This window comes from Oerskovia sp. NPDC060338, from assembly GCF_042726295.1.
Classification (GTDB): Bacteria; Actinomycetota; Actinomycetes; order Actinomycetales; family Cellulomonadaceae; genus Oerskovia; species Oerskovia merdavium.
Map to the genome: position 1 here is coordinate 241939 of NZ_JBHXCQ010000005.1, position 14740 is coordinate 256678.

The window sequence follows — 14740 nt, forward strand, 5'->3', positions numbered from 1 at the left end:
TGCACCGCCTAGACTCGCCCCATGCGTGTGCTCTTCGCCGGAACCCCGGAAGCGGCCGTCCCGGCCCTCGATGCCCTGATCGACTCCCGGCACGAGGTGGTCGCTGTCCTGACCCGTGCCGACGCGCCCTCGGGTCGCGGCCGCAGGCTGACCCCCAGTCCCGTGCGGGTGCGGGCAGAGGAGGCCGGGATCCCGGTCATCACCGACGTGCCCCGCGGTGCGGAGTTCGTCGCCCGGCTCGAGGCCCTCGAGATCGACTGCGCGCCCGTCGTGGCGTACGGGCAGATCCTGCGCCGCGAGGTGCTCGACGTGCCCCGCTACGGGTGGGTCAACCTGCACTTCTCGGTGCTGCCCGCCTGGCGCGGCGCGGCCCCCGTGCAGCGCGCGATCATCGCGGGCGACGAGGTCGCCGGCGCCACGACCTTCCTGCTCGAGGAGGGCCTGGACACCGGCCCCGTGCTGGGCACCGCGACCGAGACCATCCGCCCCCGCGACACCTCGGGCGACCTCCTGGGGCGCCTCGCGACCTCGGGGGCCGGCCTGCTCGTGGCGACCCTCGACGCGATCGAGGACGGTGTGGCGTCCCCGGTCGCCCAGCCGGCCGAGGGGGTCAGCATCGCCGCGAAGCTCGTCCCGGAGGACGCGCACGTGCGCTGGGCCCACCCGGCGCTCGCGATCGACCGCCAGGTGCGCGGCTGCACGCCCGCGCCCGGCGCCTGGACCACGCTGCCCGACGGCGCGCGCCTGGGCCTGGGTCCCGTCACGCCGCGCCCCGACGTGGACGACCTGGCCCCCGGGGAGCTGCGCGCCGGCAAGCGTGAGGTCCTCGTGGGCACCGGCACCCACGCGGTCGCGCTCGGCGAGGTCGCCCCCGTGGGCAAGAAGCACATGGCCGCGACCGACTGGGCCCGCGGCGCCCGCCTGGGCGACCACGTCGTCCTCGGGACCCCCGACGACACGAAGGACCACGCATGAGCGGCGAGGCACGCACCCACGGAAGCCCCCAGCGCGGCGGCGGCGACGACCGCCGCGACGCCCAGGGCCGCGAGCGCGGCGCGGCGCGCGCCCGGGGCGCGGGACAACGGTCCGAGTCGGCGCCCTCCCAGCGCGCCAAGGTGACCGACCCCGCGCGCAACGTCGCGTTCGACGTCCTGCAGGAGGTCGCGTCCTCCGACGCCTACGCGAACCTCGTCCTGCCGCCCCTGCTGCGCGCGCGCGGCATCCGCGGTCGCGACGCGGCCTTCGCGACCGAGCTCGCCTACGGCACCCTGCGCCTGCGCGGGCGCTACGACGCGATCATCTCCCGGTGCGTGGACCGTCCCCTCGACCAGGTCGACCCGAACGTGCTCGACCTGCTGCGCCTGGGCGCCCACCAGCTCCTGGGCATGCGCGTGGCCCAGCACGCGGCCGTCTCGGAGACCGTGGGCCTGGCCCGCGCCCGCGCTGGCGCCGGCAGCGCCCAGTTCGTCAACGCGGTCCTGCGCAAGATCTCGCGCTCGACCCTCGAGGAGTGGCTCGAGGTCATCTCCGCCGACGCGCCCGACGACGTCACGCGCCTCGCGATCACCCAGTCCCACCCCGTGTGGATCGCGCGCGCGATGCGCGAGGCCCTGATCGGCACGGGACGCTCGGCCGACGACCTGGCCGAGCTCCTCGAGGCCGACAACACCGCACCCCGGGTGACCCTCGTGGCGCGCCCCGGCCTGGTCGGCCGCGAGCGCCTCGCGGGCGAGGTCACGCACGACGTGCGCGGGGACGCCACCACGGAACCCGGCCGCTGGGCCCCCACGGCCCTGGTGCTGTCCGGCTCGGACCCGGCCGCGATCCCCGCGGTCCGCCACGGCGCCGCAGGCGTCCAGGACGAGGGCAGCCAGCTCGTGACGCTCGCGTTCGCGGCAGTGCCCACCCTGCCCGCCGCACCCTCGACGCCCACGGCGGGCGACCGGTCCGACCGTGCGGCGAACCCCGACGAGCGCTGGCTCGACCTGTGCGCGGGCCCCGGCGGCAAGGCGGCGCTCCTGGCGTCCCTCGCGGGCGAGCAGGGTGCGCGCATCGTCGCGAACGAGGTCGCCCCGCACCGCGCCCGCCTGGTCGAGCAGGCGCTCGCGGCCGTGCCCGCGGACGCGGTCGAGCGCGTGCAGGTGGGTGACGGGCGCCGGGTGGGGGTCGAGGAGCCCGGCGCGTACGACCGCGTCCTGGTCGACGCACCCTGCACCGGCCTGGGGGCGCTGCGCCGGCGCCCCGAGTCGCGCTGGCGCCGCACCCCGGGGGACATCGCGACCCTCACGACGCTGCAGCGCGAGCTGCTCGGCTCGGCCCTGGACGCGGTGCGCCCCGGCGGCGTCGTCGGGTACGTCACGTGCTCCCCGCACCTCGCGGAGACCCAGCTCGTGGTCAAGGACGTCCTGGCCGGGCGCGACGACGTCGAGGTCCTCGACGCGGCCGCGGCCGTGCGGCAGGTCGCGGGGGACGACATCCCCCTCGCCGACCGCACCGACGTCCAGCTGTGGCCGCACGTCCACGGGACCGACGCGATGCACCTGACGCTGCTGCGCCGTCGGGCCTGAGCACCTGCCGTCCGCGGCCGGGTCGGGTGGCCCTCGCCACCCGACCCGGCCGTTCCGCGTCTCCGCACGGGGCGCGGGCGCCCTCTAGGCTGGTGCCCATGTCCGCACTCATCGCCCCCAGCATCCTGTCCGCCGACTTCGCGAACCTCGAGCGCGACCTGGGCGCGATCGCGACCGCCGACTACGCGCACGTCGACGTGATGGACAACCACTTCGTGCCCAACCTGACCCTGGGGCTGCCGATCTTCGAGCGCCTGGTCCAGGTGTCCCCGGTGCCGATCGACGCGCACCTCATGATCGCCGACCCCGACCGCTGGGCGCCGGGCTACGCCGAGGCGGGCGCCGCGTCCGTCACGTTCCACGCCGAGGCCGCCACGGCCCCCGTGCGCCTGGCGCGCGAGCTGCGCCGCCTGGGCTCGCGCGCGGGCCTCGCGCTGCGTCCCGCGACGTCGGTCGAGCCGTTCCTGGACCTGCTGCCCGAGTTCGACATGCTCCTGGTCATGACGGTCGAGCCCGGGTTCGGCGGCCAGTCCTTCATCGAGGGCACGCTGCCCAAGATCCGCCGCATCCGCGACGCGGTGTCCGAGGCAGGGCTCGACGTGTGGATCCAGGTCGACGGCGGCGTCTCGCGCGCCACGATCGAGCGCGCGGCCGAGGCCGGCGCCAACGTGTTCGTCGCGGGCTCCGCGGTCTACGGGGCGCAGAACATCCCCGAGGAGATCGCGGCCCTGCGGGCGCTCGCGGAGGGCCACGCGCACTGACGCCGTTCACATCGGTCCAGCCCGCGGGACGGGCGGGGCCGCGTGCCTGCCGGCCGACGCCGGTGTGGCATGCTGGGTGGAGACGAGAAGCCGGGCCCGGCGCGCACCTTCGGTGAGCAAGGTCCGGGTTCGAGCGCATGAGCAGTACGCACACACGTGCTCCGGGGTCGGTGCAATTCCGAGCCGGCGGTGACAGTCCGCGACCCACGCCTCGGCGTGGTTGACCTGGTGGAACTCCAGGACCGACGGTGAAAGTCCGGATGGGAGGAAGTACGTGGCGGCGCGGGGCGGAGCCCTGTGCCGTGGTGTCGTGACGTCCGTGGACCCTCAGGGGTCCCCGTGGCGTCGCCGACCCCTCACCCCGGAGCATCGTGCTCACCGGGAGGAGGACGCATGGGCGCCAGGCCCACCCTGACGATCGACGCCGCGATGGTGCGCGCGCTCGAGCTGGCCGCGCGCGGCCCCGCGCACGGCCCCAACCCGCGCGTGGGCGCCGTCCTGCTGGGACCCGCGCCCCGCCCGCTGGACTCCCTGCCCGACGCCGCCGCTCCCGGCCCCGTGGACGACGCACCCCGGGCGGTGCTCGCCGAGGGCTTCCACCGGGGCGCGGGCAGCCCGCACGCCGAGGCCGCGGCCCTGGCCGACGCCCGCGAGCGCGGCGTGGACGTGCGCGGCGCGACGGCCGTGGTGACGCTCGAGCCCTGCAACCACACCGGACGCACCGGGCCGTGCGCGCAGGCGCTGCTGGACGCGGGCGTGGCGGAGGTCGTGTACGCCGTGGGGGACCCGAACCCCGTCGCGACCGGCGGCGGCGAGCGCCTGCGCGCGGCCGGGGTGCGCGTCGCCGCGGGGCTGCGCGAGGCCGAGGGCGAGCGCCTGCTCGGCCCGTGGCTGGTGGCCGTGCGCCGGGGGAGCCCGTACGTGACCCTCAAGCTCGCCACGACCCTGGACGGGCGGGTCGCCGCGGCGGACGGCACCTCGCAGTGGATCACCGGACCGGCCGCGCGCGAGCACGCCCACCGGGTGCGGGCACAGGTCGACGCGATCCTCGTGGGCACCGGGACGGTCCTGGCCGACGACCCGTCGCTCACGGCGCGCACCCCCGTGCCGGCACCGGGTGGGGCCGCCGAGGGCGAGCACGAGGCGGGGCTCGCGGGGCACCGGCCGGTGCGCGCCGCTGGTGGGGTGGTCGGGCTGGAGCCCGGGCTCGCGGGGCATCAGCCGGTGCGGGTCGTCGTCGGGCTCCGTGACCTCCCGCCGCACGTGCGGCTCGCGCCAGGAGGGTCCTGGACCACCGACGGCGGCGGCCCCGTGCTGCACCTGCGCACGCGCGACGTCCGCGCGGTCCTGGCCGAGCTGGCCGGGCGCGAGGCCCGCCACGTCCTGGTCGAGGGCGGCCCCGGCCTGGCGACCGCGTTCCTCGCGGCCGGGGCCGTCGACGAGATCCACGCCTACCTCGCGCCGGTCCTGCTGGGCGCGGGCCTGGGCGCGGTGGGCGACCTGGGCGTGACCACGCTCGCGGGCGCCCCGCGCTTCGTCACGCACGACGTGCGCCGCCTGGGCGCGGACGTCCTGGTCGTGGCCCGCGCCTCGCCCTCCGCCCACCACCCGACCACCGTCCCCAGCACCACCCCCGAACAGGAGAGCTGATGTTCACCGGAATCGTCGAAGAGATCGGTACGGTCCGCGAGATCGCATTCCCGGGCGGCCAGGAGTCCGACGCGGTCCTGACCGTGCACGGCCCCCTCGCCACCTCGGACGCGCACCTGGGCGACTCGATCGCCGTCAACGGCGTGTGCCTGACCGTCACGGGCGTGGGACAGGACGGCACGTTCACGGCCGACGTGATGCCCGAGTCGTTGCGCCGCACCGCGCTCGGCGACCTGGTCGCGGGCTCGCCCGTGAACCTCGAGCGGGCCGTGCGCGCCGACACGCGCCTGGGCGGGCACATCGTCCAGGGCCACGTCGACGGCGTCGGCGAGCTCGTGCGCCGCACGCCGGGCGAGCGGTGGGACGACCTGGTCCTGTCCGCGCCCGCCGGCCTGACCCGCTACGTCGCTGAGAAGGGCTCGATCACGGTCAGCGGCGTCTCCCTGACCGTGACGCACGTGGACGAGACCACGTTCGGCGTCTCCCTGATCCCCACGACGCTCGAGGCCACGATCCTCGGCTCGCTCGTGCCGGGGGACCGGGTCAACCTCGAGGTCGACGTGATCGCCAAGTACGTCGAGCGCCTGCTGGGCGCTCGCGGGACCCACGCGTCCGGCGCCCCAGGCGCGACGACCGCCGCCGACCTGCTCGGTACGAGCGCAGCACAGGAATGAGCACCGCCATGAACACCGTCCCGGACAGTCACGAACCCCGCGACCCCGCAGCCCGCGCCGCGGCACCGCACGTGGACCCTGTGCGCACCGGCACCGTCGAGGAGGCCCTGGACGCGATCCGCGCGGGGCGCCCCGTCCTGGTCGCGGACTCCCCGGACCGTGAGAACGAGGCCGACGTGGTCTTCGCGGCCCGCACCGTGACCCCCGAGTGGGTCGCGTGGACGATCCGCCACTCCTCGGGCTACCTGTGCGCGCCCATGCCGGCCGCGCGCGCCGACGCCCTGGACCTGCCGCTCATGGTCCCGCACAGCCAGGACCCGCGGCGCACGGCGTACACGGTCACGGTCGACGCGGCCACGGGAGTGACCACGGGCATCTCCGCGGCCGACCGTGCCCGGACCCTGCACGTCCTGGCCGACCCGGCCTCGGGCTCGGGCGACCTCATCCGCCCCGGGCACGTCCTGCCCCTGCGCGCCGTGCCCGGCGGGGTACTGCACCGTGCCGGGCACACCGAGGCCGCGGTGGACCTGGTGCGCCTGGCCGGGGCGGGGGAAGTCGGGGGCATCGCCGAGCTCGTCAACGACGACGGCACCATGATGCGGCTCGACGACGCCGCGCACGCCGCGCAGGAGGCGGGCCTGGTCCTGATCACCATCGCGGACCTCATCGCCTGGCGCCGCGAGCACGACCCCGTCGTGCCCGAGCACGAGGCCGGGCCGTCGTCCGCGCCGCGCGTGCAGGCCACGAGCGTCGCGGACCTGCCCACCGCGCACGGGCACTTCCGCGTCCACGGCTACCGCGACCTGCGCACGGGGGCCGAGCACGTGGCCCTGGTGCCGGTGGCCGTGCCCGCCGGGGGAGGGGGCGCCGTCGACCCGGCTCCGGGCGCGACGGTCGCCGCGCCGCTCGTGCGCGTGCACTCCGAGTGCCTGACCGGGGACGCGTTCGGGTCGCTGCGCTGCGACTGCGGCCCCCAGCTGCAGGCCTCCATGGAGCGCGTGGCCGCCCAGGGCGGGGCCGTGGTGTACCTGCGCGGGCACGAGGGCCGCGGGATCGGCCTGCTCGCCAAGATCGGCGCCTACGAGCTCCAGGACGCGGGCTTCGACACCGTCCAGGCCAACCTCGAGCTCGGCTGGCCCGTGGACCGGCGCGAGTACGGGGCTGCAGCCGCGATCCTGACCGACCTGGGCCTGGACCGCGTCACGCTGCTGACGAACAACCCGGCCAAGGTCACCGGCCTGGCCGCGCACGGCATCGACGTCGTGGACGCCCACCGGCTCGAGGTCGGGCACGGCGAGCACAACCACGGGTACCTCATGACCAAGAAGGTCGCGATGGGCCACCTCCTGGACACCCTGGAGATCACGCCCGAGCAGGGCACCGGGCCCGTCCCGACCGACCCCACCACACCCACCACCACCGAGGAGAGCGACCGATGAGCGGCGCAGGAGCACCCCAGATCACCGTCGACGGCACCGGGCTACGGATCACCGTGGTCGCCGCCAGCTGGCACACCGAGGTCATGGACGGCCTCCTCGCGGGGGCCCGCCGGGCGCTCGCGGCCGCGAACGTCACGCACGTCAAGGAGATCCGCGTCCCGGGCTCGTTCGAGCTGCCCGTGGCCGCGGCGCGGGCGGCCGAGCGCGGCACGGACGCGGTGATCGCGCTCGGCGTCGTGATCCGTGGGGGTACCCCGCACTTCGAGTACGTGTGCTCGGCCGCGACCACGGGCCTGACGGACGTCTCGGTGCGCACGGGGGTCCCGGTGGGCTTCGGGGTCCTCACGTGCGACGACGAGCAGCAGGCGCTGGACCGTGCGGGGCTGCCGGGCTCGCGCGAGGACAAGGGGGCCGAGGCCGTCGAGGCGGCCATCGCGACGGTCGTGGCGCTGCGCGACCTCTGACGTCTCCTGCGTCTGTCGCTCGCCCTGTCGCTCGCCCTGACGTCGACCCTCGTCGTCAGGGCGGGTGACAGGGCGCGGGAACGACGGGTGACCGGTGGGCGGGACGGTTGGGCCCGCCGGTCACGGGGCGACTACCCTGGTCGGGTGAAGACGTTCGAAGGGCTGTTCGCCGAGCTCACCGAGAAGGCCACCACCCGACCCGCCGGTTCCGGCACGGTTGCGGAGCTGGATGCCGGTGTCCATGCGATCGGGAAGAAGATCGTCGAGGAGGCCGCCGAGGTGTGGATGGCGGCCGAGTACGAGGGTGACGACAAGACGGCCGAGGAGGTCTCCCAGCTCCTGTACCACGTGCAGGTGCTGCTCCTGGCCAAGGGCCTGACCCTGCAGGACGTGTACAAGCATCTGTGAGCCCGGCCAGGTCCGGGTCCAGGGGGAGGCGCACGGGGGCCCAGGCACCCGGGTCGCTTCCCTCACGCATGTCCGTCGTCCACCGTCCGTCCCTGCGTGCCCGCCGTCGCGGGCGCGCCGACCGGGTGATCGGTCGTCCTGACCGCCCCGTCCCCCGAACTCCCCAAGAAACGCGAGGATCTCGTGCTCCGCATCGCCGTTCCCAACAAGGGCTCCCTGTCCGAGCCCGCCGTCGACATGCTCCGCGAGGCCGGCTACCGCCAGCGCCGCGACACCCGTGAGCTCGTGCTCGCGGACCCGGACAACGACGTCGAGTTCTTCTTCCTGCGCCCGCGTGACATCGCGGTGTACGTGGGCACGGGCACGGTCGACGCCGGCATCACGGGCCGTGACCTGCTCCTCGACTCGGGGGCGGCGGCCGTCGAGCACATGCAGCTGGGCTTCGCGGGCTCCACGTTCCGGTACGCGGCCCCCGTGGGCACCATCACGGCCCTCGACCAGGTCGAGGGCCTGCGCGTGGCCACGTCCTACGAGGTCCTGGTGGAGAACCACCTGCGCGCCAACGGGGTCACGGCCTCGGTCGTGCACCTGGACGGTGCGGTCGAGTCCGCGGTCCAGCTCGGCATCGCCGACGTCGTCGCGGACGTCGTGTCCACGGGCACGACCCTGCGCGGGGCGGGCCTGGAGGTCTTCGGCGACCCGATCCTGAAGTCCGAGGCCGTCCTGATCCGCCCGGCCTCGGTGGGCGACGACGCGGTCTCCGCGGGCCTGGAGACGCTCACGCGCCGCCTGCTGGGCGTCCTCACGGCCCGTCAGTACGTCCTGATGGACTACGACGTGCCCGCGCACCTCGTCGAGGCCGCGGTGGCCCTGACGCCCGGCCTGGAGTCCCCGACGGTCTCCCCGCTGCACGACCGCGACTGGGCGGCCGTGCGCGCCATGGTGCGCCGCGACCAGACGAACAAGCTCATGGACGCCCTCTACGAGGTCGGGGCGCGCGCGATCCTGGTCACCTCGATCCACGCCTGCCGCCTCTGAGCCCACGGGCCACCCCGTCCGGTGACGCTGCCCGGTGACCCCCTGCGCAAGCGGGGGTCACCGGGCAGCGTCGTCTCCGGCCCCCGGCAGCATGCCCGACGACGCCCCCGGCGCGAGCGCCGCCGTCCCCGGCACGGGATCCACGGGTCGACGGCCGACCGTGCCCGCCGACCGCGCGCGGAACCTCAGCGCCCCGGTCGCTCGTCGCTCGCCAGCACCTGGAACATGGCGTGGTCCTGCCAGCGGCCCGCGATCTGCAGGTAGCCGGGGGCCAGACCGTACCGGGTGAACCCGTTGCGCTCGAGCACCCGCTGGGACGCGACGTTGTGCACGAGGGTCTCCGCCTGCACCCGGTGCAGGCCCAGCGGCCCGAACGCGTGGTCGACCATCTCGCCCACGGCCGCGGTCGCCAGACCCCGCCCGTTGCGCGCCTCGTCCACCCAGTACCCCAGGGCGCACGAGCGCAGGGCGCCCCGCACGATCCCCGACGCGATGGTCCAGCCGGCGACCTGCCCGCCCTCGTCCACGACCACCCGGGCCACGACGCTCCCCGCGAGCTCCTGCGCCAGGGCCGCGGCGACGCTCGCGCGCTGACCCGCGAGCGTGAACCACTCCTCGCCCCGCTCGGGCTCGAACGGGGCCAGGAACTCCCGGTTGGTGCGCAGGAGGTCGGCCAGGGCAGCGGCGTCGTCGAGACGCAGGGCACGGGTGGTGGGCACGCCCCATGGTCCCTCACCCGCAGGCCACGCCCCGCGACGCGGTCACAGGACGGACGAGGTCCGCGGCACCCGGGCCGTCGACCCGGCCCCGCGCACGGGGGAGGATGAAGACGTGAGCAGCTACGTCGCACCACCGCCCGGGGACCTGCCCGGCAACCCCTACGCCCCCTTCCGGCCCCGCTGGGGCACCGCCGTGGCGTACACGGCCGCCGTCGTGATCCTCGCCGGGTGCACGTTCGTCGCCCTCGTCGCGACCGGCCCCGGGACCGACTCCGGGTGGAACAAGGCCGCCACGATCGGGGTCGGGGCCTTCTGCGCGCTCATCCTGTGGCGCCTGGGCCAGGTCCGGGCCACCGTGACCCCTGAGCAGCTCACCGTCCACAACATCGTCTTCACCCGCCGCCTGGAATGGGCAGAGGTCCTCTCGGTACGTTTCGGCCCCGGCGACCCCTGGGTGCGCCTGGACCTCTCCGACGGCAAGGCGCTCGCGGTCATGGGCATCCAGCGCGCGGACGGGGCGCGCCGCAGCGAGAACGAGGCCGCCCGCCTCGCGGCCCTCGTCCAGGCCCTGGGGGAGGCACCCGAGGGCTGACGCGGCGCCGTCGGGCACTCCTGCCCGTCCGGTCTCCGCCTACCTCCCGAAACCTGCGTACCTGACCCGCGCCGCCCCGGAACGCGTGAGGGCCCCCGGAACCTGGCGGTTCCGGGGGCCCTCACGTTCGTGCTCAGCGGCCCGGTGTCAGGCCGAGCGATCGATCAGCGCTCACCCGTGCGGTAGCGGGGAGCCTTGCGCTCGCCGCCACGCTCGGGACGCTCGTCGTAGCGACCGGCCGGGCCGTGGCCCGAGTAGCCGCCCGAACGGGGCGCGGAGCCACCGGCGCGCGGTGCGCGGCTGCCCTGGGGCGCGCCCTGGTCGACCTGGATGCGCAGCGACTTGCCGGCGACACGCGCCCGCGAGATGCGGTCGATCGTCGCCGAGTCGAGCGGGGTCGCGATGTCCACGAGGGAGAAGCTCGGGAAGATGTCGATCTTGCCGAGGTCCTTGCCGTTGAGGCCACCCTCGTTCGTCAGGGCGCCGACGATGCCGGACGGCTGAGCGCCGTGCGTGTGCCCGACGGCCAGGCGGTAGCGGGTACCGACGACGTCGCGGCGGATGCCACGCTCGCCGCCACGACCACCCTCGCGCGGACCGCGCGAGTCACGGTCGCCGTAGGGGCGCGACTCGCGCTCACGGCGGGCGTTCTTGGCCTCGGCGCGCTGCGCCTCGAAGAGCTCCTGCTCCTCACGGGCCTTGGGGCCGTCGTCGCCGACCGACAGGGCCACCAGGACGGCAGCCAGGTCGATCGGGTCCACGTCCGACTCCGCGACGTACGCCGCGACCAGGTCGCGGTACATCGACAGACGGCCGGCGGCCTGACGCTCGGCGACCTGACCGAGGATGCGGCGCGCCTTGTGCGCGGAGACGTCCGCGGGGGAGGGCACGTCGACCTCTTCGAGCGTCGCACGGATCGTCTTCTCGATGAACTTCAGGCGGTTGCGCTCGCCCGGCGTCACGAAGCTCAGGGCCTCGCCCGTACGACCGGCACGGCCCGTACGACCGATGCGGTGCACGTACGCCTCAGGCTCACCGGGCAGGTCGAAGTTCACGACCAGGCCGATACGGTCCACGTCCAGGCCGCGCGCCGCGACGTCCGTCGCGACCAGCACGTCCAGGGCGCCCGAGCGCAGACGCTCGACGATCTTCTCGCGGTCCTTCTGCGCCACGTCACCCGAGATCGTGGCCGCCGAGATGCCGCGCTCGACGAGAGCCGAGCCGACCTCCTCGGCCGCGCCACGGGTACGGGTGAACACGATCGCCGCGTCCGCGTCCGACGTCGCGAGCACGCGCACCAGGGCACCGGTCTTGTGACGGAACGGCACGACCGAGTACGTCTGACGCACCGAGGTCACCGTCGAGGACTGGCGGGTGACCGCGATCTCGACCGGGTCGTTCAGGTGCTGGGCCGCCACGCGACGGATCGGGGCCGGCATGGTCGCGGAGAACAGGGCGACCTGACGCTCGCGCGGAGCCTGACCGAAGATCTTCTCGACGTCCTCGGCGAAGCCCATGCGCAGCATCTCGTCGGCCTCGTCCAGGACCAGGTAACGGATGTCGTCGAGCACGAGGCTGCGACGCTCCAGGTGGTCCATCACACGGCCGGGGGTCCCGACGACGATCTGGGCGCCACGCTGCAGCGCACGCTGCTGAGGCTGGTACGGGGAGCCACCGTAGACCGCGACGACCTCGATACCCGGCACGTGCTTGGCGAAGCTCTCGATGGCCTCGGCGACCTGCATCGCGAGCTCACGCGTCGGAGCCAGGACCAGACCCTGGACCCGGCCCAGGTTCGGGTCGATCGCAGCCAGCATCGGCAGACCGAACGCGGCCGTCTTGCCCGTACCGGTCTGGGCGACGCCCGTGATGTCACGCCCCGAGAGCAGCGCGGGGATCGCCCGCTCCTGGATGGCGGAAGGAATGGTGAAGCCCAGGTCCGTCACGGCCTGGAGGATGTTCGAGGGCAGACCGAGGTCCGCGAACGTGGGGCCCGACTGCTCGGCAGGAGCCGGCGTCTGGGCGGAGTCGACCTGGTCCGAGGCGTACGAGGGCGCAGAGGTGTCAAGAGACATAGAGATGTGTTCAACCGTTTCGCTGAGGGTGGGAGTTACGCGTGGTTGCCAAGTCGGCTCTCCACTGGCCGCACTCCCGAACACACACCGGTGACTCGCCCGCTCAGCAAAGCGGCGGGCCACACTCACACGAACACGCGGGAACAGCGACGAACTCCAGATTGTGCTGCCAGTCTACGCGACACCCGTCCCCCACAGGGTGCCGAGCCCCGGTGACCTCCACCACAAGGCCCCGGACACCCCAGAACCCGTACGGGCGCACGCGAACCAGCACACACACAACGCCCCGCACGCGAACCGAGTTCCGCAACGCCGCTGTCACACACACCACGTCCCACACAAAACAGGTCAAACCCGGAAGAACACCCCGAGCGACCCCTCAAATGCCCCACCAACCCGCACCCACGCCCCTAGGATGACCACCCGTAGGATGAAGACGGACAAGCGATGCGCAAGACGCAGTGAGCAACGGACGGTGGGCGTGGCAGCAGGGCAAGAGGTCAGCTCACGCATCCTCACCATCCCCAACGCCATCAGCTTCCTCCGGCTCGCCCTCGTCCCCCTCTTCGCCGTCCTCATCGTCCGCGGCGACGACGCCTGGGCGCTCGCGGTCCTGGCGATCTCCGGGGCGTCGGACTGGCTCGACGGCGTCCTCGCGCGCCGCCTGAACCAGGTCACCAAGCTCGGGCAGATGCTCGACCCGGCAGCCGACCGGCTCTTCATCTTCGTGACGCTCCTCGGCCTCGCCTGGCGCGACGTCGTGCCGTTGTGGCTCGTGCTGGTCATCGTGGCCCGGGACCTGACGCTGCTGGCTCTGCTGCCGGCGCTCACACGTCACGGGTACGGCCCGCTGCCCGTGAGCTTCGTCGGCAAGGCCGCCACGTTCGCGCTGCTCTACGCCTTCCCCCTGCTCCTGCTCGCCGAGAGCCCGGGCGCCCTGGGCGCCACGGCCTCGATCATCGGCTGGGCGTTCACCTGGTGGGGCGTCGGCCTCTACTGGCTCGCCGGGTTCCAGTACGTCCGCCAGACCCGACAGCTCCTCGCCCCCAGCCACCGCCCCGACCCTCAGGACACGGCCGCAGGATGACCAACGCCCCCCGCAACGACGCGCCGGCGACCCGCCGCCCCCCACGGGTCGACGCATCGATGACCTTGCTGACCGAGGTCATGGACCGCCCGCTCGACCCCGGCTACGCCGAGGCCGCCGCGCGCCGCGCGAGCGGCCAGGAGCAGTCGAAGGGCCCCCGCGCCTGGCTCCTCGTCGTGACGCTGGGCATCCTGCTCGGCTTCGTCACGACGACGGCCACGGTCGACCTCAGGGCTCCCCAGGGATCGGCGATCGCCGCCCGGCAGGTTCTCGAGGACGAGATCACCGATCGTCGCGAGACCGTCGACGAGCTCACCGCACGGGCCACGGCCCTGAGCGAGGAGACCGAGGCCCTCCAGAACGTCGCGCTCTCCGACGTCGACCCTGCCCTCCTGGAGTCCCTCAAGGTCGACGGCGTGACCAACGGTTCGATCGCGGTGACGGGGCCGGGGATCGTCGTGACGCTCAAGGACGCGCCGGCAGGGCTCGGGGCGTCCGACGAGGACTCGTTCCAGAAGAAGGTCCAGGACATGGACCTCCAGCACGTCGTCAACGGCCTCTGGGCCTCGGGGGCGGAAGCGATCGCGATCAACGGCCAGCGCCTGACCCCCCTCAGCGCCGTGCGCAGCGCGGGCGAGGCGATCCTCGTGGACCTCCAGCCGCTGATCGGCCCGTACCGCGTCGAGGCGATCGGGGATCCGGACACCCTCGAGACCGCGTTCGCCCGGTCTGCCGCGCAGGACTACCTGATGACCATCAGCCAGGCCTGGGGCATCCAGCAGAGCCGCGTCGCGCAGAGCAAGCTCTCGCTGCCCGGCAACGGGGTGCAGCGCCTCTACTACGCGTACGCCGTAGACTCCACCGCAACCGGGGGCGACGAGCCCGCGGGCACCGACAGTTCACCCGCAGAGCAGGAGAGCACGGAATGATCGCAGTCGTCGGACTGGTCCTGGGCGTCGTGGCGGGGCTCGTGCTCCAGCCCACCGTGCCCGTAGCGCTCCAGCCCTACCTGCCCATCGCGGTGGTCGCCGCGCTCGATGCTCTCTTCGGCGGCCTGCGCGCCATGCTCGACGGACTGTTCGACGACAAGGTCTTCCTCGTCTCGTTCCTGTCCAACGTCGTCGTGGCAGCACTCATCGTCTTCCTCGGTGACCAGCTCGGCGTGGGCACGCAGCTGTCGACCGGTGTCGTCGTCGTCCTCGGCATCCGCATCTTCTCCAACGCCGCTGCCATCCGCCGGCACCTGTTCAAGGCCTAGGACCCGCG

The 14740-nt window shown here is 74.1% G+C and carries 15 protein-coding genes and 1 riboswitch; of the genes, 13 read left to right on the forward strand and 2 right to left on the reverse strand.

All coding sequences use genetic code 11. The features are described from left to right. Positions 1–21 precede the first annotated feature (21 nt). The 9 genes from fmt (at position 22) to hisG (ending at position 9001) form a co-directional block, all read left to right on the forward strand. Complete coding sequence (gene fmt, locus ACFWGN_RS08500) at positions 22–975, forward strand: methionyl-tRNA formyltransferase (RefSeq protein ID WP_377616493.1); 954 nt, start codon at positions 22–24, stop codon at positions 973–975. Further along, positions 972–2567, forward strand: a complete 1596-nt coding sequence (locus ACFWGN_RS08505; RefSeq protein ID WP_377616494.1) for an RsmB/NOP family class I SAM-dependent RNA methyltransferase — start codon at positions 972–974, stop codon at positions 2565–2567. Before fmt ends, ACFWGN_RS08505 begins: the two co-directional genes overlap by 4 nt. 98 nt (positions 2568–2665) lie before the next feature. Next, positions 2666–3328: a ribulose-phosphate 3-epimerase gene (rpe, locus tag ACFWGN_RS08510; RefSeq protein WP_377616495.1), complete on the forward strand. Its 663-nt coding sequence runs from the start codon at positions 2666–2668 to the stop codon at positions 3326–3328. A gap of 152 nt (positions 3329–3480) precedes the next feature. Further along, positions 3481–3606: riboswitch (FMN riboswitch) on the forward strand. 115 nt (positions 3607–3721) lie between these two features. Next, on the forward strand, positions 3722–4978 hold the full coding sequence (ribD, locus tag ACFWGN_RS08515) for a bifunctional diaminohydroxyphosphoribosylaminopyrimidine deaminase/5-amino-6-(5-phosphoribosylamino)uracil reductase RibD (protein ID WP_377616496.1): 1257 nt from the start codon (positions 3722–3724) through the stop codon (positions 4976–4978). Next, the gene (locus ACFWGN_RS08520; protein WP_377616497.1) at positions 4978–5652 is read left to right on the forward strand and encodes a riboflavin synthase; all 675 of its coding nucleotides are present in this window, start codon (positions 4978–4980) and stop codon (positions 5650–5652) included. The genes ribD and ACFWGN_RS08520 overlap by 1 nt, the downstream gene beginning before the upstream one ends. 8 nt (positions 5653–5660) lie before the next feature. Beyond that, entirely contained in the window at positions 5661–7091 is a 1431-nt protein-coding gene (ribB, locus tag ACFWGN_RS08525) for a 3,4-dihydroxy-2-butanone-4-phosphate synthase (protein ID WP_377616498.1), read from the forward strand. Further along, a complete protein-coding gene (gene ribH / locus ACFWGN_RS08530) occupies positions 7088–7555 on the forward strand; it encodes a 6,7-dimethyl-8-ribityllumazine synthase (RefSeq protein WP_354505570.1) in 468 nt (155 codons plus the stop codon). Before ribB ends, ribH begins: the two co-directional genes overlap by 4 nt. A 144-nt stretch (positions 7556–7699) precedes the next feature. After that, a complete protein-coding gene (locus ACFWGN_RS08535; RefSeq protein WP_056651951.1) occupies positions 7700–7963 on the forward strand; it encodes a phosphoribosyl-ATP diphosphatase in 264 nt (87 codons plus the stop codon). A 183-nt stretch (positions 7964–8146) separates the two neighbouring features. Next, complete coding sequence (hisG, locus tag ACFWGN_RS08540; protein WP_377616499.1) at positions 8147–9001, forward strand: ATP phosphoribosyltransferase; 855 nt, start codon at positions 8147–8149, stop codon at positions 8999–9001. A 185-nt stretch (positions 9002–9186) separates the two neighbouring features. On the opposite strand, the gene ACFWGN_RS08545 is transcribed toward hisG, so the two are convergent. Then, a complete protein-coding gene (locus ACFWGN_RS08545; RefSeq protein ID WP_377616500.1) occupies positions 9187–9720 on the reverse strand; it encodes a GNAT family N-acetyltransferase in 534 nt (177 codons plus the stop codon). 112 nt (positions 9721–9832) lie between these two features. On the opposite strand from ACFWGN_RS08545, the gene ACFWGN_RS08550 reads away from it, so the two are divergent. Further along, positions 9833–10312: a PH domain-containing protein gene (locus tag ACFWGN_RS08550; RefSeq protein WP_377616501.1), complete on the forward strand. Its 480-nt coding sequence runs from the start codon at positions 9833–9835 to the stop codon at positions 10310–10312. Positions 10313–10476: 164 nt separating this feature from the next. On the opposite strand, the gene ACFWGN_RS08555 is transcribed toward ACFWGN_RS08550, so the two are convergent. Continuing rightward, on the reverse strand, positions 10477–12387 hold the full coding sequence (locus ACFWGN_RS08555) for a DEAD/DEAH box helicase (protein ID WP_377616502.1): 1911 nt from the start codon (positions 12385–12387) through the stop codon (positions 10477–10479). Between the two features lie 481 nt (positions 12388–12868). Between ACFWGN_RS08555 and ACFWGN_RS08560 the strand changes: the two genes are divergently transcribed. The 3 genes from ACFWGN_RS08560 to ACFWGN_RS08570 are packed head-to-tail and all read left to right on the forward strand — an operon-like array spanning position 12869 to position 14732. Next, a complete protein-coding gene (locus ACFWGN_RS08560) occupies positions 12869–13474 on the forward strand; it encodes a CDP-alcohol phosphatidyltransferase family protein (RefSeq protein ID WP_318244444.1) in 606 nt (201 codons plus the stop codon). Further along, positions 13471–14403 (forward strand): DUF881 domain-containing protein, encoded by a 933-nt coding sequence (locus ACFWGN_RS08565; protein WP_377616503.1) that lies wholly within the window; start codon positions 13471–13473, stop codon positions 14401–14403. Before ACFWGN_RS08560 ends, ACFWGN_RS08565 begins: the two co-directional genes overlap by 4 nt. Then, complete coding sequence (locus ACFWGN_RS08570; protein WP_056651935.1) at positions 14400–14732, forward strand: small basic family protein; 333 nt, start codon at positions 14400–14402, stop codon at positions 14730–14732. The genes ACFWGN_RS08565 and ACFWGN_RS08570 overlap by 4 nt, the downstream gene beginning before the upstream one ends. Positions 14733–14740: the final 8 nt, after the last annotated feature.